Origin of the sequence: Nocardioides albus (genome assembly GCF_014648255.1) — a bacterium.
Classification (GTDB): domain Bacteria; phylum Actinomycetota; class Actinomycetes; order Propionibacteriales; family Nocardioidaceae; genus Nocardioides; species Nocardioides albus.
Genome location: NZ_BMQT01000011.1, coordinates 14323 through 41267, shown reverse-complemented (window position 1 = coordinate 41267; position 26945 = coordinate 14323). Strand labels below are relative to the sequence as shown.

The following is a 26945-nucleotide window of genomic DNA, read 5'->3' as shown; positions in this document are numbered from 1 at the left end:
GAGCCGGCGCCACCGACGCGCTCCTGCGCTCGTGCCGTCGTCGTGGGTTCACATCGGTCGGATCGGGGACGCGCTCTCAGAGCTGGTGGGCGTCGCCCTCCACCAGGAACGTCGGATATCGACCCTGGTCCGTGTCGTCGGCCGCGATCACCGGGCTGACCGGAGTGCAGGACAGCGTCGACACCTCGCAGGTGACGACCTGTCGGGCACGCAGCACATCGTCTGCCTTCTCGTCGATGCGCTCCGCGACACCGAAGAACGTGTCCTCGTCGCTCCAGCCGGCGAGCGTGAAGTGGCTCCACGGCGCATCGATCGCACGGCGGTCACCGGTGTCTACGTCGTATGCGACCGCTTCGGTGGGCCACTGGCTGGTGTCGAAGATCGTGCTGCGGTCCGGGGAGAGCAACCCGATCCCGGACAGCCAGGTGTCGCTCAGCTGCCGATGCCGGCCTTCGCCCTCGAGATAGACGTGGAAGCCGTCGCGGAACACGGTCTCGCGATATCCCTCGTAGACCTCCCCGTCAGGACCATCGCTCGCTGGTGTCGCGGAGGCGTCGTCGAGGTCGATGGTGGCACCGTCGAAGAAGACCCGCTCGTTGCTCACCCCGATCAGCAGGGGCATGATCTCGCCGTAGAGGTCGGCCAGATCGTCGCCGTCGTCAGGCTCCTCGTCGGGCGTTCGGTAGAGCTGCTCGCCGGTGCGGGTGTCGAACACCGCCACCTGGATCACGTGGGTGCCGAACTCGTCGGTCGGGCCACGCGACTGGTCCACCGTGGCGAACACCGACCGGTCCGCCGACACCGCCAGGTTGCCCCAGCCCACCTTCTCGACCTTCTCGGTCTCGCCCTCCGCGCTGGTGAACATCAACGTCCCACCACGCATCCAGTAGGCGCCTGTCGCGCCGAGCACGAACTGGTCCACACGATCACCGATCTCGACGGTCCGCTCCCCCACGTGCAGCGTGCCATCGGCATACCAGGCCGGTGCGGTGGCATCCCACTCGGTCGGGCCCACGGGCAACGCGAAAGGCTCCTTGCCGCCGGCAGTCGCGGTCGGGCTCCCGCATCCGGTCGCCAGAACGGAGACCATCACGCCGGCAGCGATGACCGCGACCGGGTTCATCGGGCGGCGGGCTGGACGGGTGTGTGGTTGCGCGCGAGGAGCCAGATCATGGTGCCGTAGCAGGCGATCCGCAGCGCCCAGCCGACGCCGGTGCGCAGGATGCCGAGGGCGAGGATCGCCCAGTCGCGGTCGATGGCGCCGCTCCAGGCCAGGAACCAGATCGGGCCCTGGATGGCCGCTCCGATCGCACCGGGCGCCAGGAAGAGCCAGGTCAGCCGCGAGCACAGCTTCACGATCTGCTTGTCCTGGTGCCACTCGAGCGGATCACCGCTGGCGACGCCGATGAAGAAGCCGAAGATCGGCCAGCCGATCAGGCACAGCCCGCCGACGATGACCGTGTAGCCGAGGCTGATCAGGATGCCGGGCAGGAAGTAGGCCAGGGCCTGCTCCTCGGCCGTGCCGCCCATCGACTGGGCCAGGCGCACCACCGCGAAACCGATGACGATGCCGAAGATGGCGTTGCCGACGTACTGCAGGCTCGAGCGCTGCACCAGCCGCACCAGCAGGAAGATCGCCGCGGTGGCCGCCGAGGCGATCAGCGCGACCTTGAGGTCCTTGACCACCAGCCAGGCGATGGTGAAGACCAGGCCGGGCACACCGGCCTCGAGCATCCCGCGCACACCCCCGAGCCCGGCGGACATCTGGCGGCGTACGACCGCCTCGACGGTGTCGACCGTCGGATGGTTGTGGTCGTGGTCGACCGGACCGCCGTCGTCGGCAGGGGTCTCAGGGGCGGGGCTCACGTTTGATTGGCTCACTCGTTGGGGTCCGGAATCAGCTCGTAGCGGGGGTTGAACATGATGCGCTGGCCGTCATGGCGGCCGATGCGGCCCTGCACCTGCAGGGACCGGCCCGGGCTGACCCCGGCGATGCGTCGGCGACCGAGCCAGATGATCGTCAAGGTGCCGGAGCCGTCGAAGAGCTCAGCCTCCAGCGCGGGTACGCCACCGCGCGGTCGCAGCGTGATCGTACGCAGCGTCCCCCGCAGCCGGACCGTCTCACGGTCGGGGGCGTCGGCGATAGAGGCGACATCCTTGGCGACGTAGGCGGCCCGGATCTCGCTGGCGTCCATCGAGGCGGTGTTCGCCCACTCGCTGAGCTTCGCGCGCAGCCGGCCCTTGGACATCGCTACCCGATCACTTCTCGACGCGGCGCGCGTTGGGCGGCAGCTTCACCTCGAGCGCCTCACCCTTGGGCTTGGCCCCCTCACCGCGGCGCACGACGACCCGCTCGAGGAGCTTCTCCCACTCCTTGCCGGCGGACTGCTCCATCGCGGGGCGGCCCATCATGGTGGCGCGGAGCATCCAGCGCGGGCCGTTCACGCCGATGATCCGGGTCTGCTGGACGGCCGGCTGACCATCGGGCAGCTTCACCTTCATCTGCGTGATCAGCTCGGTGCCCCACGGACCCTCCAGGTCGGCGGTCGCGCCGCCGCGCTGCTGGACGTCCTCGCGCAGCATCGGCAGCGACTCCGTCCACAGGTCGCCGTTGCGGGGCGCGGCGAAGGCGCGCAGCTCCATGGCGCCGTCATCGGCGGTCAGCATCACGGCCGCGATCTGGCCGGACTTCTCGTCCACCTGCAGGCGCAGCTCCTTGCCCGGCGCGGGGGCGAGCATCATCGAGCCGAGATCCACCCACTCACCGGTGATCAGGCCCTCGGGGACCGAGTCGATGTCGAACGGCCCGACCTCGGGAGCTGCCGGCACCGGCCGCTCAGGGGCAACCGGCCCCTCGTCGACCGATGCAGACGGCTCTCCCCGGTGGGAGGGCGTGGACTTGCGACGGAACTTCACGACCATCTGCTTTCAGGTTGCGGTGACTCTGTGAGGAGACTTATCTAACACTGATCCCTCAGCGGTTCGAGAAGCCCCCTGTAGAACCGTAACCCCCATCGCCACGAACCGAGGCCGGTAAGTCGGCCAACTCGGAGACCTCGACGAAACGGGCCTGCTCGACGCGCTGGATCACCAGCTGGGCGATCCGGTCTCCACGACGCAGCTCGATGGCCTCGACGGGGTCGAGATTGACCAGCGCCACCTTCACCTCGCCGCGGTATCCGGCATCGACCGTCCCCGGAGCGTTGACGATGGAGAGACCGTGCTTGGCGGCCAGTCCGGAGCGGGGATGCACCAGGCCGACGTACCCGTGCGGCAGGGCGATCGCGATCCCGGTCGGCACCAGTGCCCGCTCCCCCGGTTTCAGGGTCACGTCCACTGTCGTTCGCAGATCGGCTCCGGCGTCCCCCGGGTGGGCGTAGGCGGGTGGCGGCAGCTCCGCGTCCAGACGCACCAGGGCTACTTCGAGATCAGACACACCCCGCACCCTAATGGCGCCGAGACTCACCCGATTCGTGACTCCCTTGCCCGACGTGAAAAACTCACGATTCGTGAGCACCCCCGCGTACGACGAGCGACTGACCGTACCGCTGCGGTGGTGGGTCCAGGGCGTCATGTTCCTGGCAACCTTGTGGATCGCCGTCATCTTGTGGGTCCCGGCAGCGCTCGCCTGGGGTATCACGGCCGCGACCGTCAGCCTGTTCGCGCTGGCCATGATCGTCTACGGCAACGCCAGGATCACGGTCGCCGACGGCCTCCTCCGCGCCGGGCCCGCCCGGATCGAGGCTCGCTTCCTCGGCGAGGCGGTCGCTCTCGACGAGACCGAGGCACATCACCTGGCGGGCCGCGACGCCGACGCCAGGGCGTACCTGCTTCTCCGTCCCTACCTCAAGCGCGCAGTCCGGGTCACCATCGAGGACCCGGCCGACCCGGCGCCCTACTGGCTGCTCTTCACCCGCCACCCGGTGGCGCTCGCCAAGACGGTCAACGCGCTGCGCGCGAGTCTCTGAGAGCCAACGCCGCGCACATGGCCTAGGCTCGGGACATGTCCACGTCCAACAACGCCCAAGGCAAAAAGGCACAGCAGGGCGACAAGATCTGGGCGGTCATGGCCCTCGTCAGCGGGCTCGGTGCCGCCAAGATCACCAGCAAGGTCCTCTCCTCAGGCTGGCAGGCGTCCACAGGGCGCAAGCCGCCGGCCAACCCCGCCGATCCCGACGTACGCCTCGTGGAGGCTGTGGTCTGGTCGGCTGTCACCGGGGCGACCGTCGCGCTCGTGCGGATGTTCGCGCAGCGTCGCGCGGCCAACTACTACGTGAAGTCGGTCGGTCGGTTGCCGAAGCAGCTGGAGAAGGACTAGTCCTCAGATCACGAACAGAAGGCCGTACGGGAGCTCCCGTACGGCCTTCTGCTTACTCACAACGTAGGGCTCGAGCCTCTACGCGCAGTCGAAGCAGATCATCTTCTTCTCGTCAGCAAGCTGGCTGCGGTGGTGGACCAGGAAGCAGCTCATACAGGTGAACTCGTCCTCCTGCTTCGGCTTCACCTCGACCGCAAGCTCCTCGTGGCTGAGGTCGGCTCCAGGGAGCTCGAACGACTCCGCCGCCTCGGCCTCGTCCTCATCGACCTTGCCCGAGTTCTTGTCGTGACGACGAGCCTTGAGCTCTTCGATGCTCTCCTCGGACTGGTCCTCTTCATTCTTACGCGGTGCGTCGTAGTCCGTCGCCATTTGCGCCACTCCCCTTCTCACTCATCTTCTGTCCCCCCGCGCGCCCCCGAGGGCAGCGGCACGGCCCGGATTGTGCACTATTCACGTGCATTTCGCACACTCAAACCGGATCCGCGTCGCCGGAACGTTCTGTCACCTGGCGGTATTCCCTATCACAGGGGCAGATGATCAGTGTGTTTCGGGGAGGTGAACGCGGTCGTGGCCGACGGAGCTCCGGGACCGTCCCGGCCGTCAGCCGGTCATAGATCTACATCAACCGGTGGCATTCAGTCCGGTACGACACCCGGGACCGACTCAACTGGCAGAAAACCGGCCTGAACAGCAGCTTTCCGTAGCTCATCGTAGCCGTGCACGGGTGCAACGAGGACGAATCGGCGACCGCCGGCACCCGTCGTCGCCTCCCAGCGAGCGCCGGCCGCCTCCGCCACCAGGCACGCTGCGGCATGGTCCCACAGGTGCAGCCCCTCTTCGAGGTAGCCGTCGAGAGCGCCATCGGCCACCGCACAGATGTCCAGTGCCGCCGAGCCGATGCGACGAACGTCACGTACGACAGGGAGAAATCGCACCAGCGCCTCGGCCTGGATGCGGCGGAGTCCGGCGTCGTAGGAGAAGCCGGTGGCGATGAGCCGCTGGGCGAGGTCGGCGGGCCGGCGTACGGCCATGGGCTCGCCGTTCTTGACCGCGGCGACCGACCCGTCAGGCTGTCGGAAAGCGGCGTAGAGGGTGCCGTGGGGCACGTCGACGACCGCCCCGGCGACCACCTCGCCGGCGTACTCCGCAGCGATCGAGACGGCATAGCTGGGCAGGCCGTAGAGGAAGTTGACGGTGCCGTCGATGGGGTCGACGATCCAGCGGACACCGCTGGTCCCCGAGAATTCGGTGGTCGAGCCTGTCGACACCCCCTCCTCCCCGAAGAATGCGTCCTCCGGGCGCTCCTGGGCGATCAGCCGCCGGATCAGCGCCTCGGTGTCCCGATCGGCCTGGGTGACGACGTCGGTGGCGGTGGACTTGGTGGCTGCCACCTCGACCACGCCGGCCGCCCGTTCGCGGACGAGGTCGGCGGCCGCGCGGGCGGTCGCCACGGCGAGCGCGAGCAGGTCTCCGGACTTGGGCGCTGGGCCGTGCGGTGCTGGCTGGGACGGCTCTGGACGGTCTGTCATGGGGCCGACCCTATGTCGGGGGTGATCACCCGGAGTACTGGGGCGAGTCCTCCCCCGACAGGGTCGGCAGCTGGGAGCGCTGGTTGAAGCAGCAGCCCGCAGGACAGCGGTCGTGGCTGGCGCCCAGTCCGCCGACGGTAAGCCGCTCTGGGGCCTCGCCGCGCTCGACGGCGGCGCGTTCCAGCAGCAGGTCTCGTACGGCAGCCACGAACCGCGGATCCTCCCCCGCGGTCGGGCTGCGTCGGGCGTGGATCCCGAGCCGCTCAGCGGTCGCCATGGCCTCGGTGTCGAGGTCGTAGACGACCTCCATGTGGTCGGAGACGAACCCGACCGGGCACATCACCACGGCCTTGACGCCCTCGCCCGCCAGCTCCTCGAGGTGGTCGTTGACATCCGGCTCCAGCCACGGGATGTGCGGGGCTCCGGAGCGGCTGCAGTAGACGAGATCCCACTCGTGGGTGACCCCTCGTCGCGCCGCGACCTGATCGGCGATCACCTGGGCGACGTCGAGGTGCTGGGCGACGTACGCGTTGCCCTCGGGGCCGGCGTTGTCATTCATCGAGGTCGGGATCGAATGGGTGACGAAGAGGATCCGTGCGCCGTCGCGCTCCGCTGCGGGAAGGTCCTCGATCGAGGCGAGCACGCCGTCGACGACCGGCTCCACGAAGCCCGGGTGGTTGTAGTAGAGCCGCAGCTTGTCCAGCACCGGCCCTCCCTCGACGTCACCGGTCTTGTCGCACGCCTCGAAGAGGTTCTCGCGGTATTGCCGGCACGAGGAGTAGGACGAGTAGGCGCTGGTCGTGAAGACCGCCGCTCGCTTGATCCCGTCGGCTCGCATCTGCGCGACGGTGTCGCTCAGGTAGGGATCCCAGTTGCGGTTGCCCCAGTAGACCGGCAGGTCGATACCGTGCTCTGCCAGGTCGATGCGCAGCGCAGCCAGGAACGCCCGGTTCTGGTCGTTGATCGGCGATTTCCCGCCACGGTCGAAGTAGTGCTGACCCACCTCGACCAACCGCTCCCGAGGGATCCCGCGCCCCCGGGTCACGTTCTCCAGGAACGGCACCACGTCCTCGGTCTTCTCCGGCCCCCCGAAAGAGACGAACAGCAGGCCATCGTAAGGAGAGACATCCACCCGCCCATCCTATTTCCCAACCCCGAAGAGTCGAAATCAGCCGCCGAGAGGTCAGTAATCGACGCCGAGAGGTCGATCTTCCGGATCGGTCGATCAGTTGAAGTTCGGTTTCATCCAGCCCGGCTTCCAGTCCACAGCGAAGTCGCCAGCGCCTCGTTGTCGCGGCGGACACCCCTATTCGTACGCGGATACCAGGCCGAGGTGGCCAAAAGGATCTTGATCCGGCCCTCGCGGTCGCGGCACCGCACCCACGTACGTCCGAACACCATATCGACTTCCGCGATGTCGTCCCATGAGATCGTTCTGCTTCGGAACGGCGCGACCAGCACCACGCCACCGCTCGTGACCCTGAGCCGGCCCCGGAATCCGAGCAGAAGCCCGGTCGAGGCGATCCCGCCGACGACCACGGCCGTCGCGTAGGCAGCTCCGGTCAGCGCCTGCTGATAGGCGGCGAACCCGACGCCCCAGATGCCGAACGCCATCAGCAATCCGACCGCCAGTACCGCTATCCATGCCCTGCCGACGAAGGCTGTGACCAGGTAGCCGCGCTTCACGACGGACAACTTAGCGCTGCCGAGCCTGCTTCGCGGTCGATCACCCCACCTCGTTAGGGCGGGCATCCAGAAACTGACGTCTCGCCGTCAGAAAGTGACCTCTCGGGGTTATTCGACGACGGAGGAGTAGGCCACCACTCCGCGCTTGAGGAGGTCCATGGTCTGCCTTGCCGTGCGGCGGAGCGGGGCATCGCCGGCGGCGTCGGCCACCTGGCCGCACAGGTCGATGAGCTGCTTGACCCAGCGGACGAAGTCGCCGGCGGCGAGATCGACCTCGCTGAGAACGTCGTCGAGCTCGTCGCCCTCGGCCCACCGGTAGGCGGCCCAGGCGAAGCCGAGGTCGGGCTGGCGCAGGAAGTCGAGCTTGTGGTCCCGCTCCAGGGCATCGAGCTGGCCCCACAGGCGTACGGTCTCGGCGATGACGTCCTTGACCTTGCCGCCGGGAAGGCGGGGCGGGGTGGCGTCGTCGGCGCGGCGGGCCTCGTAGACCAGCACCGAGAGAGCGGCCGCGAGCTCGGAGGGCGTCAGGTCGTCCCACAGGCCGCCACGGAGCGCCTCGGCGGCGACCAGGTCCATCTCGGAGTAGAGCCGCATCAGGTGGGTGCCGCGCTCGGTGACGGTCTCGCCCTCGAGGTAGTCGAGCGCGACCAGGACGTCGCAGACGCGGTCGAAGGTGCGCGCGACCGTGTTGGTGCGCGCCTCGACGCGACGACGCAGGGTGTCGGTGTCACGGGAGAGCTTGAACCAGCGCTCGGCCCAGCGGGCGTGGTCCTCGCGGTCGGGACAGTCGTGACACGGGTGCATCTTGAGCTCACGGCGCAGCTCGGAGATCTGGGTCTCCGCCGAGCTCTTGCGCTCCTTGCGAGCGGTCGGCGACCCCTCGTAGGGCACCGGCCGCAGGTCAAGGGTCTTCTCCCGAAGCCGGGAGGCCATGTCGCGGCGCATCTGGGGGTTGCGGCCGTTGAACGACTTAGGCACCCGCAACCGGGTCTGGGCGACGATCGGCACGTTGAAGTCCATCATCGCCAGGCGGCGCGCCTGGCGGTCCTGGGTGAGGACGTAGGGGCGCGGACCGTCGGGGTCGAAGCCCGGGTCGAGGATGACGGCGTAGCCGGCGAACTTCCCCGTCGGAACGTCGATGACATCACCGACCTTCAGCTTCGAGAGCGAGTCGATGATCTCGTCACGGCGGTCGGCACGCCGCTCCCGAGAGGAGGACTTCTCGACGTCGGAGATCTTGCGCCGGATCGCTGCGTACTCCATGAAGTTGCCCTTGTCGCAGGCCGCCGCCTCCTGGTAACCCTCCAGAGCGTCCTCGGCCTTGTGCACCTGACGGGCCAGCCCGACGACCGCCTTGTCGGCCTGGAACTGGGCGAACGACTGCTCCAGCAGCTCGCGCGAGCGGGCCCGCCCGAACTGGTGCACGAGGTTGACCGCCATGTTGTAGGACGGCCGGAAGCTCGACCGCAGCGGATACGTACGCGTCGAGGCGAGACCGGCGAGCTCGCGCGGGTTCAGCCCCTGCTGCCACAGCACGACGCCGTGGCCCTCGACGTCGAGGCCGCGCCGGCCGGCGCGGCCGACGAGCTGGGTGTATTCCCCCGGGGAGAGGTTGACGTGGGCCTCGCCGTTCCACTTCGAGAGCTTCTCGATGACGACCGTGCGGGCGGGCATGTTGATGCCCAGCGCGAGCGTCTCGGTGGCGAAGACGGCCTTCACCAGACCGCGCAGGAACAGCTCCTCGACGACCTGCTTGAAGGCCGGCAGCAGTCCGGCGTGGTGGGCGGCGACGCCGCGGCTGAGGCCGTCGATCCAGTCGTGGTAGCCGAGGACGTGGCGGTCCTCGTCGGGCAGGTCGGCGCAGGCCTCCTCGACGTAGGCGATGATCTCGTCGCGCTCGTCGGATGTGGTCAGGCGCAGGTTCGCCTGGATGCACTGGCCCACCGCGGCGTCGCAGCCGACCCGGGAGAAGACGAAGTTGATCGCGGGGAGCAGGTTGTCGCGCTGCAAGGCGGTGATGACCTCCACGCGCGACGGGATCCAGACCCGCCGCCCGTTGCCCACGCGCCGATTCCCGTTGCCTCTGCGCTTGTCCTTGGGCGTACGCCGGTCCGTCATCCGTCCGGCCGCCCAGTCGTCACGAGCCAGCTTCATCAGCTCACCGTTGACCGGCGCACCCTCCTTGACGAACCCCGCTGCCGCGTCGACGTCGGAGGAGGCGAACAGGTCCATGATGCGGCGACCGGCCATCACGTGCTGGTAGAGCGGCACCGGCCGCTTCTCCTCGATGATCGTGGAGGTCTCGCCACGCACCGTGGTCAGCCACTCCCCGAACTCCTCGGCGTTGGAGACGGTGGCACTCAACGAGACGACCGAGACCGACTCGGGCAGGTGGATGATGACCTCCTCCCAGACTGCGCCGCGAGAGCGGTCGGCGAGGTAGTGGACCTCGTCCATGACCACGAACCCGAGCCCCATCAGGGTCTGCGAGCCGGCGTAGAGCATGTTGCGCAGCACCTCGGTGGTCATCACCACGACCGGCGCCTCACCGTTGACGACGTTGTCGCCGGTCAGCAGACCGACCTTGTCGGCGCCGTAGCGCTTGACCAGGTCGTTGTACTTCTGGTTGGAGAGCGCCTTGATCGGGGTGGTGTAGAACGCCTTGCGACCGGTCGCAAGCGCCAGGTGGATGGCGAACTCGCCGACGATCGTCTTGCCCGAACCGGTCGGCGCGGCGACCAGGACTCCCTTGCCGTCCTCGATCTCCCTGCACGCCTCGACCTGGAAGTCGTCGAGCCCGAAGTCGTAGAGCGCGGCAAAGTCCCGGAAGACGGGGTAGTCCTTGTCACGCTTGTAAGCGGCGTACTTCTCCGCTGGCGAGGCGTCCATGGCTCCGAGCCTATCGACCGGTGCCGACAATCAGCTGCGCGGCGGCACCAGTACGCCGAGAGCGGACGGGACGCACTCGACCTCGAGGGGCAGCGGGCCGAGCCGCTCGCCGTCGCTGTAGGCGATCACGCCGGGCGCAGAGACCGTGATCCGGCGGGCGCGGATGCGTTCGAAGGCCGGGTGGGTGAGGTGCTTGGCCTCGCGTACGCCCGGGAAGACGCGGAGGAACTCCAACCGGGAGACCGGCTTGATGAGGATGGCGTCCAGCAGGCCGTCGGCCGGGTCGCAGTCCGCCGCGATCCGCAGGCCACCGCCGTAGGACTCGGTGTTGGCGATCGCCAGCAGCATGGCCTCCTGCTCTCGCGGGACGCCGTCGATCTCGAGCCGGTACGGCACCGGCTTCCAGCTGCGGATCACCGACAGCGCGGCGAGCGTGTAGCGAAGGTCGCCGTGCGGCCACCTCATCGCGTTGGCCCGCTCGTTGACCGCCGCGTCGAACCCGGCGGCCAGGACCGTGGCGAACCAACTGTCGTCGCTGCGTCCCAGGTCGATGCGACGAACGTGGTCGCCCACGACGACATCGGCCGCGGCCAAGGGGTCACCAGTCGGGATCCCGAGCGCGCGCGCGAAGTCGTTGCCGGTGCCGAGCGGGACGACGCCGAGGCTGACCTCGGTCTCCGCCAGCGCCTGGACGGCGACATGGACCATGCCGTCCCCACCCAGGGTCACGACCGTGTCCACGCCCTCGGCCACGGCCTTCCGGGTCAGCTCGAGAGCATGGTCGGCGTCATCACCGATCAGGTGCTCGACCAGCGCCCCGGATGCCGCCAGTCGTTCAGTGACCGCGTCGAGGATCTGGTCGGCGTTGCCACGGCCGGCGGTGGGGTTGGCGAGCAGGGCGATCTGGCGCGTCACCCGGTGAAGACTAGTGGTCAGATCACCGACGGGACGTCCGGATCCCCGATCACGTCCTTGCGCTTGTTGGCCTTCCGCCTGTCGTGGGCCCGCGCGATCACCTCGGAGATCCCGAAGAGGACGACCATCGGTCCGGCCATGATCGTCATCGTGAACGGGTCGCCAGACGGGGTCGCGATGGCTGCGAAGACGAAGGAGCCGACGATGATCCACGCTCGGTACTTCGCCAGCGCGGCACCAGGCAGCACCCCGATCCGGTTGAGCATGATCACGAAGACCGGGATCTCGAAGGCGATGCCGAAGACCAGCAGCGTACGGCTCAAGAAGCTGAGGTAGTCGCTGAACTCGACGATGTTGGTCAGCCCGTCAGGGATGAAGCCGAACAGGATCTCCAGGCCCTTGGGCAAGGTGACGTAGCCGAGGAGGACACCGACCAGGAAGAGCGGGCTCGCGACCGCCACGAAGATCCGCGACATCTTCTTCTCATGGGGGTGCAGACCCGGCATCAGGAACGCCCAGATCTGGTAGAGCCAGATCGGGCTGGTGCCGATGAAGGCGGCCAACCCGCACAGCTTCAGATAGAGCATGAAGCCGCCCGCCGCCCCGTTCACGGAGCTGAGGGACTCGGCCCCGCTATCGGCGTCCATCATCTCGACGGCCTTGAGATAGGGGTCCATGACGAGAGCGAAGAGCTGCTCGAAGAAGAACAGCGAGACGATGAAGCCGACGATCAGAGCCAGGGCAGCCTTGATCACCCGCGCGCGAAGCTCACGCAGGTGGTCGGAGAGCGCCATCCGGCCGTCGTCGCCGATGGCGTGCTTGGGGGTGCCGCGGAAGATCGCGACAACACCGGCGATGGACAATGTCGGCCTCAGTTGCCGGAGAGGCGCTCGCGCTCGGCCTTGATCTCGGCCTCACGTCGCTCGAGCTCGGCGATGCGCTCCTGCTCGGAGGCGGTCAGCTCGGCCGGCTTCTCGGCCTTCTCGCCCTTCTTCTCGTCCTCGTCGCGAAGACCCTTGGTCTCGGTCTTGAAGATCCGCAGCGCCTGACCGGTGCCGCGGGCGAGCTCGGGAAGCTTGGCGGCACCGAAGACGAGGATCACGATCGCCAGGATGATGAGCCACTCGGCTCCCTGCGGCATACCGATCAATGGAGTGAACATGAACTACCTCATCTACGTCTAGGGGGGAACGCCAGAAGTCTACGCGTCCGAACGGTACAGGCCGAGTGCCTGCCGTGCAGTCGCGACAAACGATTCGGTGAACGTTTCGTCGTCAAGGACCTCAGCGTAGGGTGCCAGCCGGAGCAGGAAGCGGGTGAGCCAGCGCTGGTCGTAGACCCGCAGCCCCACCTCGAGCCCACCGCCGGCCAGCTCGACCGGGTCGATCACCGAATAGTATTCACCGACCCAGCGGGCCTCAGGAGCCAGCCGAACCCGGACGACCGTGCCGGATTCCGTACGCTCCAGCAGCCCGGCCGCGTCCTCGGCACTCGCGCCGTCCTCCGGATCCGTGGCCACCGGGGTGTCGAGCACCTCGGCACCTCTGATCCGGTCGAGGCGGAAGCTGCGCGGCGCCGCGGCCGTGTGACACCAGGCGTCGACGTACTCGACGTCGCGGATCGAGACCAGGGCGCGCGGGTCGAGGACCCGCGAGGACTCCTCGTCGCGCGCCGGGACCCAGTAGTCGATGCGTACCTGACGGCCCTGGTCGATCGCGGTCGCGATCGCGGCGTGGATCTGGACGAGCGAGGTGTCGACCGGCTCTTCGCCGGGGTCGATGCTCGCCGCGGCGCCTTCGGCGGCCGCCTGCTCGAGCTTGGCCAGGGTCCGGTCGACGACCTCCTTGGTCTCGGCGGCCACCGCCCCGCCGCGCAGCGCCCGCAGCGCCACGATCACGGCGGTGGCCTCGATCGGGGTCAGTCGCAGCTGGCGGTCGAGGTAGTCGGCGTTGGAGATCCGGATGACTCGGTCGCCGTCGGGCTCGGTCAGCGCGTCGATGTCGACGTCGATCAGGTCGTCGGGGTAGCCACCTGGCAGGCCGCACATGAAGAGCACCTGCAGGTCCTTGACCAGCTGCTTCTCCTCGACGCCGAGGTCGGCGGCGGCCTTGTCGAGGCGTACGTCGTCGTCTTGGGAGTAGAGGTAGGGCACCAGCGTCAGCAGCCGTCCCACCTGCCCCTTGGCACCGGAGGCGCTTGCCCGGTTCGCTCGCTGAGGCTCACTCATCGGGTTGCTCCGTCCAGGGGCGCTACCAGTCGCTCCAGTCGGGCCGCGACCTCGCGCCGCAGGTCCGCGGGCTCCTCGACGTAAGCGTCGGGGCCGTGCCCCAGGACGGCACCGACCAGGTCGGCAGGCACCCGGGTCAGCACCACCCGGTCCCAGTCGTCGCTGCCGTCGGGGCCGGTCACCCCGGTCTCGGTGGAGTCGGCGGCCCGGCGCAGGGTGTAGCCACTCCCCTGCCGCAGCAGCAGGACGGCCTTGCCCGTGGGCGGGGCCGGCGCCAGGGTTCGTGCGATATCGCGTACGTCCACCTCGGCCGGCACCTCGAAGGCGTCGAACTCGCCGACCGCTCGCGCCTCCCCCAGGACACGGGAGAGTCGGAAGATGCGGGTGTCGTCACGGTCGACGTCGTGGCCGACGGCGTACCAGCGACCCGAGTAGCGCACCACGCCCCACGGCTGCAGCCGCCGATGTGACGGCTCGGCCGCCCGCGACCCGCGGTAGTCGAACTCGACGACCTGTCGGTCCTGGGTCGCGGCGACGAAGACGTCGAAGGAGCCCTCCTCCGCGGCCAGCCGCGGCTGCACGATCTCCAGCGCCGAGACGTCGGTCTCGAGCCCGGCAGCGTTGAGCTTGCGTACGGCCTCCGTGGTCGCCTCCGCCATCGAGGCGTTCTCCCAGACCCTGGTCGCCAGGGCGACCACAGCGAGCTCGTCTGCCTCCAGGGTGATCGGCGGCAGCGCGAACTGCTCGGGGCTGACCCGGTAGCCGACCTCGTCCTCGAAGAAGGAGTCGATCACCCCGGTCTCGATGGGCACACCGAGGCTGCGCAGCTCCTCCTTGTCGCGCTCGAACATCTTCTCGAACGCCTCACCGTGCGACGACGGGTAGAGGACCTCACGGATCCGCTCCTTCGACACGTTGTCACGCTGCACCAGCAGCATGATGAGCAGGTTCATCAACCGCTCGGTCTTACCCGCCGCCACGGTGTGGTTCTCCCCCTAGAGACTCAACTACTGCTGCGCCGGGGTGTCCTCGGCCTTGACGACGTCGATGACGAAGTAGAGCGTGCTGTTGGCCGGGATCCCCGGCGTGCCGCCCTGGCCCGGCTTCTCCTCAGCACCGTAGCCCAGCTCCGGCGGGATCTGCAGCAGAACACGGCTGCCGACCTTGACGCCCTCCAGGCCGTTGGTCCAGCCCGGGACGACCTGGTTGAGGGCGAACGGGACGGGCTCCTTGCTGAAGCTCTCGTCGAAGGGCTTCTTGGCGCCGTAGGTCATACCGAGGTAGTTGGCCGTGACCGTCTGGTCGGTGGTGATCTCCTCGCCGTCGCCCTCGGTGACGACGGCCCGCTTGAGCCCGTCGTCGGCCTTCGGCTTGGCGATGCCGGTGAAGTCGAAGCCGGTCGGCTTGCCGTCCTTCTCGACGACCTTCGGGAGCTCGGAGGGCTCGACGTCCTGCGGTGTCTTGTCAGCGGCAGGCTTCACCACGTCGACGACGACCAGCAGCGTGTCGTGGTTGCCGATGCCCATCTGCGGGTTGCCGCCCTCGCCGAGCAGGTCGGCCGAGCCGACGATGGCCTCGATCCGGTCGCCGACCTTGGCACCCTCCAGGATGGTGCTCCACGGCTTCTCCGCCGGGAGCTCTTCACCCTCAGGAGCCTGGCTCTTGTAGGCCCACTCCTTGTCCATGGTGGTCGCGTTGCCAATGTAGATCTTGGCGAGGACGCCGCGGCCCTCCGGGATCTCCTCGCCGTCGCCCTCGGTCAAGGTCTTGACCTTGGGGTCCTTGGGGTAGGCGATCGGGGACTTCCACTTCAGCGTGGGTTCCTTGTCGACCGCGGCCGAGACCGTGACCCCGTCGAAGCCGGAGACGGTCTCATCGCCGTACCCCGTCTTCTCCTCGCCGCCGCAGGCGACCAGAGCTGGGATGAGCAGGGTGACGGCCAGCGCGCTCAGCGCGTGGCGCAGACGAGGCCGAGGAGCAGTGGGCACAGTGGAAACCTTCGTGACGTGAAATAGATAGACGACAGCGGAGCACACCATATCCGTACGGTGGTTGCCACGCGGCGAAGCCACCCCACCGCGTTTCTGTCGGCCGGTGCTTCACATGCCGTCGATGAGGCGCTGGACGCGCTCGTCGTACGCCTTGAGCGGGTCCTTGCACAGCACGGTGCGCTGAGCCTGGTCGTTGAGCTTGAGGTGGACCCAGTCGACGGTGAAGTCGCGACGGCGCTCCTGGGCCTTCTTGATGAACTCGCCACGGAGCCGGGCGCGGGTGGTCTGCGGAGGCACCGACTTGGCCTCGAAGATCTTCAGGTCGGTGGTCGCCCGCTTGACCGCGCCCTTCTTCTCCAGCAGGTAGTAGAGGCCGCGGTTGCGGTGGATGTCGTGGTAGGCGAGGTCGAGCTGCGCAACCCTCGCGTGGCCCAGCGGGAGGCCGTGCTTGGCGCGGTAGCGGTCGATCAGCTTCCACTTGATCACCCAGTCGATCTCACGGTCGACCAGGGACAGGTCGTCGGACTCGATCGCCTTCAGCCCGCGCTCCCACAGATCGAGGGCGGCGAGCATGGTCGGGTCGGTGATCTCCCGGCGGTCGACGAACTCGCGGGCCTTGGTGAGGTATTCGTTCTGGATGTCGAGGGCGCTGGCCTCGCGGCCGTTCGCGAGCCGGACCTTGCGACGACCGGTGAGGTCGTGGGCGATCTCGCGGATGGCCCGGATCGGGTTCTCCATCGTCATGTCGCGCATGACGACGCCCTCCTCGATCATCCGCAGCACCAGGTGACAGCTGGCGACCTTGAGCATCGTGGTGGTCTCGGACATGTTCGAGTCACCGACGATGACGTGGAGTCGCCGGTATTTCTCGGCGTCCGCGTGCGGCTCGTCGCGGGTGTTGATGATCGGCCGCGACCTCGTCGTCGCCGAGGACACGCCCTCCCAGATGTGCTCGGCACGCTGCGAGACCGAGAACCCGGCGCCTCGCGGCGTGTGGGTGACCTTTCCGGCGCCGACGATGAGCTGGCGGGTGACCAGGAACGGGATGAGCACGTCGGCGAGCTTCGAGAACTCGCCCGCGCGGCTGACCATGTAGTTCTCGTGGCAGCCGTAGGAGTTGCCGGCCGAGTCGGTGTTGTTCTTGAACAGGTAGATGTCGCCGGCGATGCCCTCGTCGTGCAGCCGCTGCTCGGCGTCGAGGAGCAGCCCCTCCAGGATCCGCTCCCCCGCCTTGTCGTGCGTGACGACCGAGGTCACGTCGTCACACTCGGGCGTGGCGTACTCAGGGTGGGAGCCGACGTCGAGATAGAGCCTCGCTCCGTTCCTGAGGAACACGTTCGAGCTGCGTCCCCAGCTGACCACCTTGCGGAAGAGGTAGCGGGCCACCTCGTCCGGGCTCAGTCGCCGCTGGCCGCGGAACGTGCAGGTCACGCCGTACTCGTTCTCGATGCCGAAGATGCGCCTGTCCATACCTGAAACCCTAGACGGTCGACGGTCACTCCGGAGCCGTTCAGAGGTACGACACGACGGGGCGGACCACCCTCCGGAACGTCAGTGCAGCTCGCGCCTGAGAATCGCGATGAACTCGTCCGCCATGCCCAGCTGTCGTTCCAGCTTCTCGCGGCGTACGCCGGCCTCGGCCCCGACCGCCGCGAGGCGCTCGCGGGCGGCGTCGACGTCGACGGGGTCGGGCGCGGGCTCCCGCAGGATCTCGATGTCGACCAGGACCGCCTTCATCTCCTCGAGGCTGAAGCCGAGAGGCTTCATCCGGCGGATCACCAGGACCTTGTCGACGTCCTCCTCGGTGTAGAGCCGGAAGCCGCCCTCGCTTCGCCCCGACGGCTTCAGCAGGCCGACCTCCTCCCAGTGTCGGAGGCTGCGCAGTGACAGCTCCGTGCGGGCCGCCACCTCGCCGATCTGCATCACCCCTTCGGGGGCAGCGCTGCGCGTCATCGTGTCCCTTCTCACATCGTCGGCGATCCCAACTCTTACGTTACGTGAGGTTAGGGTCTCGGTGTTGCGTACATCCTGCCAGCGCCGACGGATCGGACCCCTTTCGTGCCCTCGACCATGCCCGTCTCCTCTCCGAGCGAGCCCACCGTGCGCGCCGCGCTGCGGTCGCCACGGCTGCTGCGTACGGAGGTGCTGGCCGGTCTCGTCGTCGCGCTCGCGCTGATCCCGGAGGCGATCTCGTTCTCGATCATCGCCGGGGTCGACCCGCGGGTCGGGCTGTTCGCCTCGTTCACGATGGCGGTGGCGATCTCGTTCCTGGGCGGTCGGCCGGCGATGATCTCGGCGGCCACCGGCGCGGTCGCGCTCGTCATCGCGCCGGTGATGCGGGACCACGGGTACGACTACCTGATCGCGACCGTGCTGCTGGGCGGACTGATCCAGGTCGCGCTGGCGCTGGCGGGGGTGGCCAGACTGATGCGGTTCATCCCGCGTTCGGTGATGGTCGGTTTCGTCAACGCGCTCGCGATCCTCATCTTCGAGGCGCAGATCGCCCACATGGTCGACGTGCCCTGGTTGGTCTACCCGATGATCGCCGTCGGAATCGCCGTCATCGTCGGCTTCCCGCGGATCAACAAGGTCATCCCGGCGCCGCTCGTCGCCATCGTCGCGCTCACCGCCTTCACGGTCGTCGGCGCGATCAACGTGCCGAACGTCGGCGACGAGGGCAAGCTGCCCGACAGCCTGCCGACCTGGTTCCTGCCCGACGTGCCTCTCACTCTCGACACGCTGCAGACCATCGCGCCGTACGCCCTCGGCATGGCCCTGGTGGGACTGCTGGAGTCGCTGATGACGGCCAAGCTCGTCGACGACATCACCGACACCCACTCCGACAAGACCCGTGAGGCCCGCGGTCAGGGCATCGCGAACATCATCACCGGGTTCTTCGGCGGGATGGGCGGTTGCGCGATGATCGGCCAGACGATGATCAACGTGAAGGTCTCCGGAGCACGCACCCGGCTGTCCACCTTCCTCGCCGGTGTCTTCCTGCTCATCCTGGTCGTCGGGTTCGGCGACATCGTGGCACTGATCCCGATGGCGGCGCTGGTCGCGGTGATGATCATGGTCTCGGTCGGCACCTTCGACTGGCACTCGATCCGGCCGTCCACCCTGCGCCGGATGCCGCGCTCGGAGACCGCGGTGATGGTCGCGACCGTGGTGGTCACCGTCGCCACCCACAACCTGGCCATCGGTGTCGTCGTCGGTGTCCTGGTCGCGATGACCCTCTTCGCCCGCCGGGTCGCCCACCTGACCGAGACCGACCGCACCCTGGTCGAGGGCGCCGACGGTCGGGCCACCGCCGTCTACCGGGTCACCGGGGAGCTCTTCTTCGCCTCCAGCAACGACCTCTACACGCAGTTCGAGTACGCCGAGGATCCCGACCAGATCGTCATCGACCTCTCCGACTCCCACATCTGGGACGCTTCCACGGTCGCCGCGCTCGACGCGATCACCCACAAGTACGAGGCCAAGAACAAGTCCGTACGCATCATCGGCCTCAACCAGGCCAGCGCGGACCGGCACGAGCGGCTGACAGGTCAGCTCACCGGCCACTGACCGGGCCGATCACCAACCCGGTCACCGACCCGGTCACCGCACCGACACCCGGGCCACCACCGGCCGGTGATCGCTGCCGGACCGCGGGAGGACCCGCAGTTCCCGCACCTCGGCACCACGCCCGAGGACGTGGTCGAGCTGCACGACCGGGAACGCCGAGGGAAAGGTGAGACCGAATCCTTGCTCCTCACGCGAGACCTGATCGGTCACCGGCGCGAGTCCGCGGTCGAGCAGGTTCCCGTTGAGGTCGCCGGCGAGCAGCACCTGCGGCGCCGGATCCTCGGCGATCGCCTGGCCGAGCAGCTCGGCGCTACGGTTGCGGCTGTGCGCCGCGAGCCCACGCGGTCCCAGCCGGACCGACGGCAGATGCGCGACGTAGACGGTCACATCCCCCTCAGGGGTCCGGACGACCGCTCGCAGGCATCGGTCCCAGGACGCATCGATCCCCGACGGGCGAATGTCGACCCGGGAGCGCTCCGGGATCGGGTGACGCGACCAGAGCCCGACGGTGCCTTGGGTCGCGTGGTGCTCGAACCTCTCCCCCAGAGCCGCCTCGTACGCCGGGAGGTGCTCGGAGGTGAGCTCTTCGAGCGCGACGACGTCAGGATCCTCCGCCAGGAGCAGCTCGACGGTCTCCTCGACGGCGTAATTGTCGTCGGCGACGTTGTGCTGCACCACCGTGAGGTCGTACGCCGCCGGCTCGGCGGGCAGCAGCCGCGGGCCGAACACGGCGACCCAGGCGACGAGGGGGGTCAGCGCGAGCATTGCCGCGATCGCCGAGCGCCGAACGACAGCGGCGAGGATGAGCACCGGAACCGCCAGGACGAGCCACGGCAGCAGCGTCGCCACCAGGGAGCCCAGGTTGCCCCAGCGGTTCGGCACCAGCGCGTGCAGCGCGATCACCGCCGCGAGCAGCACCGCGACGAGCGCGAGCAGCCTCCCCCGGCGCCACGGCGACCGCTGCGCCGCACGTCGGGCGCCGCCCTCCACCTTGCCGGTCACAGAGAGCGACCCTAGCCAACGGTCTCCCTCTCCGGCCGCGCGGATCCATCGTCGCCGCGATGTCGAGAACGGCGCGACTGCGTCGTTCACCAGGCAGACACCCGATCAAGCGCGAGGATGAGAGTCATGACACATCAGCTGCGGTTCGACCACATCGGCGTCACCGTCGCCGACATCGACACGGCCACGGAGTTCTTCGTCGGCCTCGGCCTGGAGCTCGAGGGGCGCGCGTTCGTGGAGGGCGAGTTCATCGACACGGTCTGCGGGATCCCCGGCGCCCGCTGCGAGGTCGTCATGCTGCGTCCGCCGGGCGGCGGCACCTCGCTCGAGCTCGCCAGGTTCGTACGTCCAGACCATGTGCAGGGTTCACCCGAGGCGATGGCCAACGAGCTGGGCCTGCGCAACGTCTGCTTCGAGGTCGACGACCTCGACGCGGTCCTGGAGCGGTTGGCCGCGGACGGCTACGGCCTCGTCGGAGGTGTCGGCGCCTACGAGGACGCCGTGCGTATGGCATATGTGCGCGGACCCGAGGGCATCGTCGTCTCGCTCACCGACCGGATCGGCTGACCCGAGCATCGTCCTCCGAAAAGAGGCTGTCGCGATCTCGGAGCCATGGCAAGCTCGGGCCATGACTTCGAAGCACCTCGGCCTGCTTCCGCCTCCGGTCACCTGACCGGAGCAGCCTCGCCGATCTCCCGCTGAGAGCGCTGATCGGCTCTCGTTGGCGTGCTCCAGACGCTGTCCTGCACTCTCGTCGAACCTGGAGCACTCTTCGATGTCATTTCTTACCGCCCGTCTCGGTCTCGTTCAGATCTGCCTCGCCGGAGTCCTGTGCGTGGCGACGATGGCGCTGGCGTACAGCCTGCTATATGCCGGGCTACGCACCACGCGAAGCAGCGCCGCCACCGTGGCCAGCCTGATGGAGCCGGTCGCCGCCTCCGTCGCTGCCGCAGCGGTCCCCGGCGAGCGCCTCGCCGCGCCGGCGGTCGCCGGGGTTGTGCTGATCTTGGTCGCCGTCGCCGGTCTGGGGTAGATCGGACCCGGAACGAAGCCGGGGAGTCTCAGGCGCACCGGGTGCGCCTGAGACTCCCCGGCTCCTGTGCTCAGTCGAGCGGCGGGGCGATCGGCGGGTCGCCGTCGTCGTCGACGGGCGTGGCCAGCGGGGCCTCGTCGACCGGCTTCTCGGCCGGCGCCTCGACGGCTGTCGGCTTCGCCTCCTCGACCGGCGGGGTCGCCGTCACCGAGCCGAGGATCTCGACCAGCGTCGCCGGCCGGATCCTGCGGAACTTGCGCGGCTGGGTGCGGTTGCGGTCGAGGACCGCGACCTCGAGGTCCTTCGCGGCGATCTCGCGATCGTCGGTGTCGGTGTGCCCCAGCGCGGCGACAGCCAGCCGGATGGCGTCCTCGAGCGAGGCGCCCTTGGTGTAGCGCTCCTTGAGGTAGCCCCCGACGGACTCGGCCGCGCCGCCGATGGCGGCGAAACCGTGCTCGTCGACGACCTGGCCGTCGTAGGTGAGCCGGTAGAGCTGGTCGTCCTCGGCCGAGTCACCGATCTCGCCGACGAAGAGCTCGACCTCGTAGGGCTTCTCCCCGCCCGAGGAGAAGATCGTGCCGAGGGTCTGGGCGTAGGCGTTGGCCAGCCCGCGGCCGGTGACGTCGCGCCGGTCGTAGGCGTAGCCGCGCATGTCGGCCAGCCGCACACCGGCGATGCGGAGGTTCTCGAACTCGTTGTAGCGCCCGACCGCGGCGAAGGCGATCCGGTCGTAGATCTCGCTGACCTTGTGCAGCGCCGCCGAGGGGTTCTCGGAGGCGAACACGATGCCGTCGGCGTACTGCAGGGAGACCAAGGCCCGGCCCCGGGAGATGCCCTTGCGCGCGAAGTCCGCGCGGTCGCGCATCAGCTGCTCGGGAGAGACGTAGAAAGGAGTGCTCATGGCTCAGGCCTCCAGCTCGGCGATGGGACCGTCGGGCCGCTGGAGCCTCCCGGCGATGACATTCTCGGCCACGGCGGCCACCTCGGCGTCGGGCAGCGTGCGCCCGCCGTCGGCGGTGATCACGTGGACCAGCGGGAACAGCCTGCGGGACAGGTCAGGGCCCCCGGTGGCCGAGTCGTCGTCGGCCGCGTCGTAGAGGGCCTGGATCAGGACCGCGACCAGACCGGCCTCGTCGAGGTCGGGCCGGTAGAGCTTCTTGAGCGAGCCCTTGGCGAACAGCGATCCGGAGCCGACGCCGGTGTATCCGGTCTGCTCGTAGCGGCCGCCGGTCGGGTCGTACCCATAGATCTTCCCCTTCGCGGCGTCGGGGTCGAAGCCGACGAAGAGCGGCACGACGACCAGGCCCTGCATCGCCATCGGGAGGTTGCCGCGGACGAGAGCGGAGAGCCGGCTCGCCTTGCCCTCGATCGAGAGCGTGGTGCCCTCGATCTTCTCGTAGTGCTCCAGCTCGGTCTGGAAGAGCTTGACCAGCTCGACCGCGATCCCCGCGGAGCCGGCGATGCCGACCGCAGAGTATTCGTCGGAGGGGAAGACCTTGCGCATGTCGCGCTCGGCGATCAGGTTTCCCTGAGTGGCCCGTCGGTCACCGGCGATGATCACGCCACCGGGGAAGGTGGCCGCGACGATCGTGGTGCCGTGCGGCGCGATGTCAGTCAGGTTGCCCGGAACGGCGTTGTGCCGCGGGAGCAGGTCCGGTGACTGCGCGGTCAGGAAATCGGCAAAGGACGAGGTGCCCGGCGTCATGTAGGCCGCCGGGATACGGGACTCTGTCACGCCATCGCCTCCGTTGGGCAGAGGACAGAGTACGGACGCGAAGGCGTGAGTATGCCCATTGTCGCTCGCTGGCGCTCGCTCATGACTACTGCCCGCCCTTCTGGATGAAGGACTTCACGAAGTCCTCGGCGTTGGTCTCCAGGACGTCGTCGATCTCGTCCAGGATGTCGTCGACGTCGGAGTCGAGCGCTTCCTTGCGCTCGTTCACATCGGTCTCGGGCGCGGTCTCGACTGACTCCTCCGACTCGGAGGACTTCTTCGGCTGCTTCTGCTCCTGTGCCATGTCATCAACCTATCCACTCGCACCGACAAACCTGAGGAAACAATGCCCGATTTCGCTACGGGAGGAAGCAGAAGTCGTACGTTGGCCCGCGATGTGGCACGAGTAGCGAGCGGCGATCAGGAACCGGTCAGCCGGTTGAACAGGTCGACGGCGGTCTCGGAGGAGTCGAGCAGGCCACCGACGTGCTTCTTGGTGCCGCGCAGCGGGTCGATGGTCGGCACCCGCTGCAGCGACTCGCGCCCTGGCAGGTCGAAGATGACCGAGTCCCAGCTGGCCGCGGCGACGTTCTCGGAGTATTTCTCCAGGCAGCGGCCACGGAAGTAGGCCCGGGTGTCGGTCGGCGGCTCGTGCATCGCCTTCTCCACCAGGTCGTCGGTGAGCAGTCGCTCGATCCGGCCGGAGCGGACCAGTCGCTGATAGAGGCCCTTCTCGGGGCGGATGTCGGCGTACTGCAGGTCGATCAGGTGGAGCTTGGGGTCGTCCCACTCCAGGCCGTCGCGGTCGCGGTAGCCGAGCAGGAGCTTGTATTTCGCCACCCAGTCGAGCTCGGTGGCGCACTCCATCGGGTCGCGCTCGAGGCGGTCGAGCACCGATTCCCAGCGCTCCAGGACGTTCTTCGTCTGATAGTCCGCATCCGAGCCGTAGCGTTCCTCGACGAACTTCTTGGCCAGGTCCAGATACTCCATCTGCAGCTGGACACCGGTCAGCTTGCGACCGTCCTTGAGCGTGATCAGGGTCTTCAGGGTCGGGTCGTGGGACACCGCACGCAGCGCCGAGACCGGGCCGTCGACGCTGAGGTCACGGGTGATGTAACCGTCCTCGATCATGGCGAGCACCAGCGACGTGCTCCCGACCTTGAGGTAGGTCGAGACCTCGGCAAGGTTGGCGTCGCCGAGGATGACGTGGAGGCGGCGGTATTTCTCCGGGTCGGCGTGCGGTTCGTCGCGGGTGTTGATGATCGGCCGCTTGAGGGTGGTCTCCAGACCGACCTCGACCTCGAAGAAGTCGGCGCGTTGCGAGATCTGGAACCCGTGCTTGGGACGCTCCTGGCCGATCCCGACGCGCCCGGCACCGGCGAAGACCTGCCGCGAGACGAAGAACGGGATCAGATGCTTGACGATGTCGGCGAACGCGGTGCTCCTGCGCATGAGGTAGTTCTCGTGCGCGCCATAGGAGACGCCCTTGTTGTCGGTGTTGTTCTTGTAGAGGTGGATCTGCGGGTTTCCCGGCAGCCGCGCGGCCGCGCGGGAGGCGTCCAGCATCACCTGCTCGCCCGCCTTGTCCCAGCGCACCGCGTCGAGCGGGTTGGTCACCTCGGGGCAGGAGAACTCCGGGTGGGCGTGGTCGACGTAGAGCCGGGCGCCGTTGGTCAGGATGACGTTGGCGAGCCCGAGATCCTCGTCGGTGAGCTGGCTGGGGTCGGCCACCTGCCGCGACATGTCGAAGCCACGCGCGTCGCGCAGCGGCGACTCCTCCTCGAAGTCCCAGCGCGCTCTCCTCGCCTTGAGAGTCGAGGTCGCGTACGCGTTGACGACCTGCGAGGAGGCCACCATCGGGTTGGCCTGGGGCTGTCCGGCCACGGAAATTCCGTATTCGACCTCGGTCCCCATCACCCGTCGTACGCTCATACCGCCGCCTCCGTCTGGACCCGCAAATTGTACGGAAGCGGCGGCATGAGATTGATTGTCGCTCGCTGACGCTCGCTCATGTCTGCAAGGCTACCGGCCGCGTGCACGAAGGCACGTGAGCATCCACACGCCACGCTGAGGACGGCGGCGGTTGTTCGGCTGGACGGAACCAGGAGGATCCCCGAACGTGAGACGCTATGCCTGGTGGTACGCCACCGGAGCGGCCATCCTTGCGATGCTGGTGCTGTGGCCGCTGGCCGCCGCGCAGATCTGGGCTCGCACCGGCGAGACCGTCGCGGAGCCGACCACGATCACCGACTATCGCGCTGAGTTCGACGTCGGCGAGGACGGCTGGATGGACGTCACCGAGACGATCACCGTCGACTTCCCGGACGAGGGCAGCCACGGGATCTTCCGGTTCTTCGACTCCGCCGACCCCAACGCGCCGAGGCTGCGCCGGGTGCCCATCCTCGAGGACGTCACCGTCGACCCCGACACCACCGAGGCACAACGGCTCGAGCTCGCTCGCAGCTCCTTCTCGGACGGCTACTTCGACGAGGAGATCCTGCCTCGCCTGATCGAGGAGTACGGCGAGACCGAGGGCCGACGCCGGGCGCTGGACTACTACGGCGATCCCTACAGCCAGACCGCGACCTCGACGGAGGGCTGGGCCGACCGGTTCACCAACATCCGGATCGGCAGCGAGTCGGACGAGGTCACACCCGGCGAGCACGTCTACGTCATCACCTACAAGATGAGCTCGGTGCTCCTGCCCGACGGCGACGGTTCGCGGTTCTACTGGAACCTGATCCCCTCCGGATGGCGCCAGCCGATCGAGCAGGCCGACCTCACCGTCAACCTGCCCGCAGAGGCCGAGGACGTACGCTGCGCAGTCGGCCGCGGAGCCACCTCCGGATGCGCGAGCACCGAGGGTGAGGGCTCTCGCACCGTCCATGTCACCGCTCGTGACCTGGCTCCGGGCACGCCGGTGACTCTCCGGGCCGGGATGGACGTCGCCGCGCCCTCGACCGAGTGGGCCGAGCTGCCGTGGTCCTACTCCTGGGACCCGGTGATGGGCACGGACACCGAGCACCTGGGCGTGCTCATCGGGCTGGTGATCGCGGCCATGATCCCTGCCGGGTACGTCCTCGTCAGGATCTGGGATCCGCTGCCCCGTGCCGATGCCCGGGCGACACCTCCTGGCGGGGTCGGGCCGGCGCAGGCGGCGTACCTCGTCTCCAAGGCTGCCCGGCCACGACAGCTGGCAGCGACGATCCTCTACGCAGCCTCCCGCGGGGCGCTCGACATCCGGTCGACGCAGAACGGCTGGAAGGTCTCCCTCGACTCCCCCCGGACGGCGTGGGAGGAGCTGGACGACGTCAGCGCCGTCGTCCGCGACCTCGGCGGCGTCGCGATCGGGGCGAAGAAGGGCACCGCTGCGGCGAAGTCGGCCGGGCGGCGGCTGTACCGCACCCGTGTCGCCTACGGAAAGAAGGTCCAGACGTGGGCTCTCGAGGAGGGTCTGCTGGAGCAGCGTACGAACCGGGTCGGCTGGATCGTCGCCCTCATCCTCTGTGCCGTCGCGGCGGTCGTCCTGGCGTTCGTACGCCCCGGGGGCACGACCCTGTGGGCGCTCGTCCCCGGGGTCTTCGCCGTCCTCGTCTGCCCCGTTCTCGCGGCTGGTTCCGGTCTGGTCCGCTCCAGCGCCGGGCGCGACCTGACAGCCGAGGCCGTCGGGTTCCGATCGACACTCGGCTCGCGCAAGGGCGACTTCGCCGGCGACCAGGCGACCTACGACTCCTACCTGCCCTGGGCCGTCGCGCTCGGCTGTGCGGAGGAATGGGCGCGCAAGCTCGAGGTCAAGGGCTCTGCCCCCGCCGCTCCGAGGTACCTGCCCTACGACCAGCACGCCCGGTATCGGACCATGACGGCCGCAAGCGGTGTCGGCCTCGTCGACGAGATCACCCAGGACTTCGAGTCCTCGGTCGAGTCCGCGATCCGCTCCTACTCGGCCCCCTCCAGCAGCGGGTCAGGGTCCGGCGGTGGATCCTCCTACTCCGGTGGTGGAGGCGGCGGAGGCGGCGGCAGCTTCGGTGGTGGTGGAGGCGGCGGAGACGGCGGAGGCGGGTCATGGTGAGGTTG

Annotated in this window: 29 protein-coding genes; 6 read left to right on the top strand and 23 right to left on the bottom strand. The window is 68.4% G+C overall.

From position 1 onward, the window contains the following. Positions 1-76: 76 nt before the first annotated feature. Genes IEY84_RS21620 through dut form a run of 5 tightly spaced genes read right to left on the bottom strand, consistent with a single transcriptional unit; the run spans position 77 to position 3436 of the window. Complete coding sequence (locus tag IEY84_RS21620) at positions 77-1123, bottom strand: hypothetical protein (RefSeq protein WP_183549419.1); 1047 nt, start codon at positions 1121-1123, stop codon at positions 77-79. After that, a complete protein-coding gene (locus tag IEY84_RS21615; RefSeq protein WP_229788915.1) occupies positions 1120-1866 on the bottom strand; it encodes a DUF3159 domain-containing protein in 747 nt (248 codons plus the stop codon). The genes IEY84_RS21620 and IEY84_RS21615 overlap by 4 nt, the downstream gene beginning before the upstream one ends. 11 nt (positions 1867-1877) lie before the next feature. Continuing rightward, positions 1878-2249 carry an OB-fold nucleic acid binding domain-containing protein gene (locus tag IEY84_RS21610; protein WP_183549422.1) on the bottom strand — a complete coding sequence of 124 codons (372 nt, stop codon included), beginning with the start codon at positions 2247-2249 and terminating at the stop codon, positions 1878-1880. A gap of 10 nt (positions 2250-2259) precedes the next feature. Further along, complete coding sequence (locus tag IEY84_RS21605; RefSeq protein ID WP_183549425.1) at positions 2260-2922, bottom strand: DUF3710 domain-containing protein; 663 nt, start codon at positions 2920-2922, stop codon at positions 2260-2262. Positions 2923-2974: 52 nt separating this feature from the next. Beyond that, positions 2975-3436 carry a dUTP diphosphatase gene (gene dut / locus IEY84_RS21600; RefSeq protein WP_183549428.1) on the bottom strand — a complete coding sequence of 154 codons (462 nt, stop codon included), beginning with the start codon at positions 3434-3436 and terminating at the stop codon, positions 2975-2977. Between the two features lie 73 nt (positions 3437-3509). Here dut and IEY84_RS21595 point away from each other — a divergent pair, with 73 nt between their 5' ends. Together IEY84_RS21595 and IEY84_RS21590 are read left to right on the top strand one after the other, a co-directional pair. Next, the gene (locus IEY84_RS21595) at positions 3510-3968 is read left to right on the top strand and encodes a DUF3093 domain-containing protein (RefSeq protein WP_183549431.1); all 459 of its coding nucleotides are present in this window, start codon (positions 3510-3512) and stop codon (positions 3966-3968) included. 35 nt (positions 3969-4003) lie between these two features. Beyond that, entirely contained in the window at positions 4004-4318 is a 315-nt protein-coding gene (locus IEY84_RS21590; protein ID WP_183549434.1) for a DUF4235 domain-containing protein, read from the top strand. Positions 4319-4396: 78 nt separating this feature from the next. Here the strand turns inward: IEY84_RS21590 and IEY84_RS21585 are convergent, their stop codons facing one another. The 13 genes from IEY84_RS21585 to IEY84_RS21525 all read right to left on the bottom strand — a co-directional run bounded on the left by IEY84_RS21585 (position 4397) and on the right by IEY84_RS21525 (position 17508). Continuing rightward, the gene (locus tag IEY84_RS21585; RefSeq protein WP_040755057.1) at positions 4397-4687 is read right to left on the bottom strand and encodes a DUF4193 domain-containing protein; all 291 of its coding nucleotides are present in this window, start codon (positions 4685-4687) and stop codon (positions 4397-4399) included. 266 nt (positions 4688-4953) lie between these two features. Next, a complete protein-coding gene (locus tag IEY84_RS21580; protein ID WP_183549437.1) occupies positions 4954-5847 on the bottom strand; it encodes an inositol monophosphatase family protein in 894 nt (297 codons plus the stop codon). Positions 5848-5872: 25 nt separating this feature from the next. After that, positions 5873-6979: a ferrochelatase gene (locus IEY84_RS21575; RefSeq protein ID WP_183549440.1), complete on the bottom strand. Its 1107-nt coding sequence runs from the start codon at positions 6977-6979 to the stop codon at positions 5873-5875. Positions 6980-7089: 110 nt separating this feature from the next. Beyond that, positions 7090-7533 carry a PH domain-containing protein gene (locus IEY84_RS21570; protein WP_183549443.1) on the bottom strand — a complete coding sequence of 148 codons (444 nt, stop codon included), beginning with the start codon at positions 7531-7533 and terminating at the stop codon, positions 7090-7092. Between the two features lie 108 nt (positions 7534-7641). Then, the gene (locus IEY84_RS21565; RefSeq protein WP_183549446.1) at positions 7642-10422 is read right to left on the bottom strand and encodes a DEAD/DEAH box helicase; all 2781 of its coding nucleotides are present in this window, start codon (positions 10420-10422) and stop codon (positions 7642-7644) included. A 30-nt stretch (positions 10423-10452) separates the two neighbouring features. Continuing rightward, positions 10453-11337, bottom strand: coding sequence for a diacylglycerol kinase (locus IEY84_RS21560; protein WP_183549448.1), 885 nt, complete (start codon positions 11335-11337; stop codon positions 10453-10455). A 17-nt stretch (positions 11338-11354) separates the two neighbouring features. Continuing rightward, positions 11355-12200: a twin-arginine translocase subunit TatC gene (tatC, locus tag IEY84_RS21555; RefSeq protein WP_183549451.1), complete on the bottom strand. Its 846-nt coding sequence runs from the start codon at positions 12198-12200 to the stop codon at positions 11355-11357. Positions 12201-12208: 8 nt separating this feature from the next. Further along, positions 12209-12499: a twin-arginine translocase TatA/TatE family subunit gene (gene tatA / locus IEY84_RS21550; protein ID WP_183549454.1), complete on the bottom strand. Its 291-nt coding sequence runs from the start codon at positions 12497-12499 to the stop codon at positions 12209-12211. 39 nt (positions 12500-12538) lie between these two features. After that, on the bottom strand, positions 12539-13564 hold the full coding sequence (locus tag IEY84_RS21545; RefSeq protein WP_183549457.1) for a helix-turn-helix transcriptional regulator: 1026 nt from the start codon (positions 13562-13564) through the stop codon (positions 12539-12541). Next, on the bottom strand, positions 13561-14544 hold the full coding sequence (locus IEY84_RS21540; protein ID WP_183549460.1) for a helix-turn-helix transcriptional regulator: 984 nt from the start codon (positions 14542-14544) through the stop codon (positions 13561-13563). Before IEY84_RS21540 ends, IEY84_RS21545 begins: the two co-directional genes overlap by 4 nt. A 27-nt stretch (positions 14545-14571) precedes the next feature. Then, on the bottom strand, positions 14572-15552 hold the full coding sequence (locus tag IEY84_RS21535) for an FKBP-type peptidyl-prolyl cis-trans isomerase (protein ID WP_183549463.1): 981 nt from the start codon (positions 15550-15552) through the stop codon (positions 14572-14574). 111 nt (positions 15553-15663) lie between these two features. Further along, entirely contained in the window at positions 15664-17025 is a 1362-nt protein-coding gene (gene pafA / locus IEY84_RS21530; protein ID WP_183549465.1) for a Pup--protein ligase, read from the bottom strand. Positions 17026-17106: 81 nt separating this feature from the next. Further along, entirely contained in the window at positions 17107-17508 is a 402-nt protein-coding gene (locus IEY84_RS21525) for a MerR family transcriptional regulator (RefSeq protein ID WP_183549468.1), read from the bottom strand. A 105-nt stretch (positions 17509-17613) separates the two neighbouring features. Between IEY84_RS21525 and IEY84_RS21520 the strand changes: the two genes are divergently transcribed. Further along, positions 17614-19122 (top strand): SulP family inorganic anion transporter, encoded by a 1509-nt coding sequence (locus IEY84_RS21520; RefSeq protein WP_229788914.1) that lies wholly within the window; start codon positions 17614-17616, stop codon positions 19120-19122. A 33-nt stretch (positions 19123-19155) separates the two neighbouring features. Here the strand turns inward: IEY84_RS21520 and IEY84_RS21515 are convergent, their stop codons facing one another. Next, entirely contained in the window at positions 19156-20124 is a 969-nt protein-coding gene (locus tag IEY84_RS21515; protein ID WP_221209148.1) for an endonuclease/exonuclease/phosphatase family protein, read from the bottom strand. 126 nt (positions 20125-20250) lie between these two features. Here IEY84_RS21515 and IEY84_RS21510 point away from each other — a divergent pair, with 126 nt between their 5' ends. Together IEY84_RS21510 and IEY84_RS21505 are read left to right on the top strand one after the other, a co-directional pair. Next, the gene (locus IEY84_RS21510; protein WP_183549471.1) at positions 20251-20691 is read left to right on the top strand and encodes a VOC family protein; all 441 of its coding nucleotides are present in this window, start codon (positions 20251-20253) and stop codon (positions 20689-20691) included. A 208-nt stretch (positions 20692-20899) separates the two neighbouring features. Further along, on the top strand, positions 20900-21157 hold the full coding sequence (locus tag IEY84_RS21505; protein ID WP_229788912.1) for an EamA family transporter: 258 nt from the start codon (positions 20900-20902) through the stop codon (positions 21155-21157). Between the two features lie 70 nt (positions 21158-21227). Here IEY84_RS21505 and prcA read toward each other — a convergent pair whose 3' ends face one another. The 4 genes from prcA to dop all read right to left on the bottom strand — a co-directional run bounded on the left by prcA (position 21228) and on the right by dop (position 24803). Then, a complete protein-coding gene (prcA, locus tag IEY84_RS21500; protein ID WP_183549474.1) occupies positions 21228-22058 on the bottom strand; it encodes a proteasome subunit alpha in 831 nt (276 codons plus the stop codon). 3 nt (positions 22059-22061) lie between these two features. Then, positions 22062-22862, bottom strand: a complete 801-nt coding sequence (gene prcB, locus IEY84_RS21495; RefSeq protein ID WP_183549555.1) for a proteasome subunit beta — start codon at positions 22860-22862, stop codon at positions 22062-22064. Between the two features lie 115 nt (positions 22863-22977). Beyond that, positions 22978-23175, bottom strand: a complete 198-nt coding sequence (locus IEY84_RS21490) for a ubiquitin-like protein Pup (RefSeq protein WP_183549477.1) — start codon at positions 23173-23175, stop codon at positions 22978-22980. 116 nt (positions 23176-23291) lie between these two features. Continuing rightward, positions 23292-24803 (bottom strand): depupylase/deamidase Dop, encoded by a 1512-nt coding sequence (dop, locus tag IEY84_RS21485; RefSeq protein WP_183549480.1) that lies wholly within the window; start codon positions 24801-24803, stop codon positions 23292-23294. Positions 24804-24990: 187 nt separating this feature from the next. Between dop and IEY84_RS21480 the strand changes: the two genes are divergently transcribed. Beyond that, positions 24991-26940 (top strand): DUF2207 domain-containing protein, encoded by a 1950-nt coding sequence (locus tag IEY84_RS21480; protein ID WP_183549483.1) that lies wholly within the window; start codon positions 24991-24993, stop codon positions 26938-26940. Positions 26941-26945: the final 5 nt, after the last annotated feature.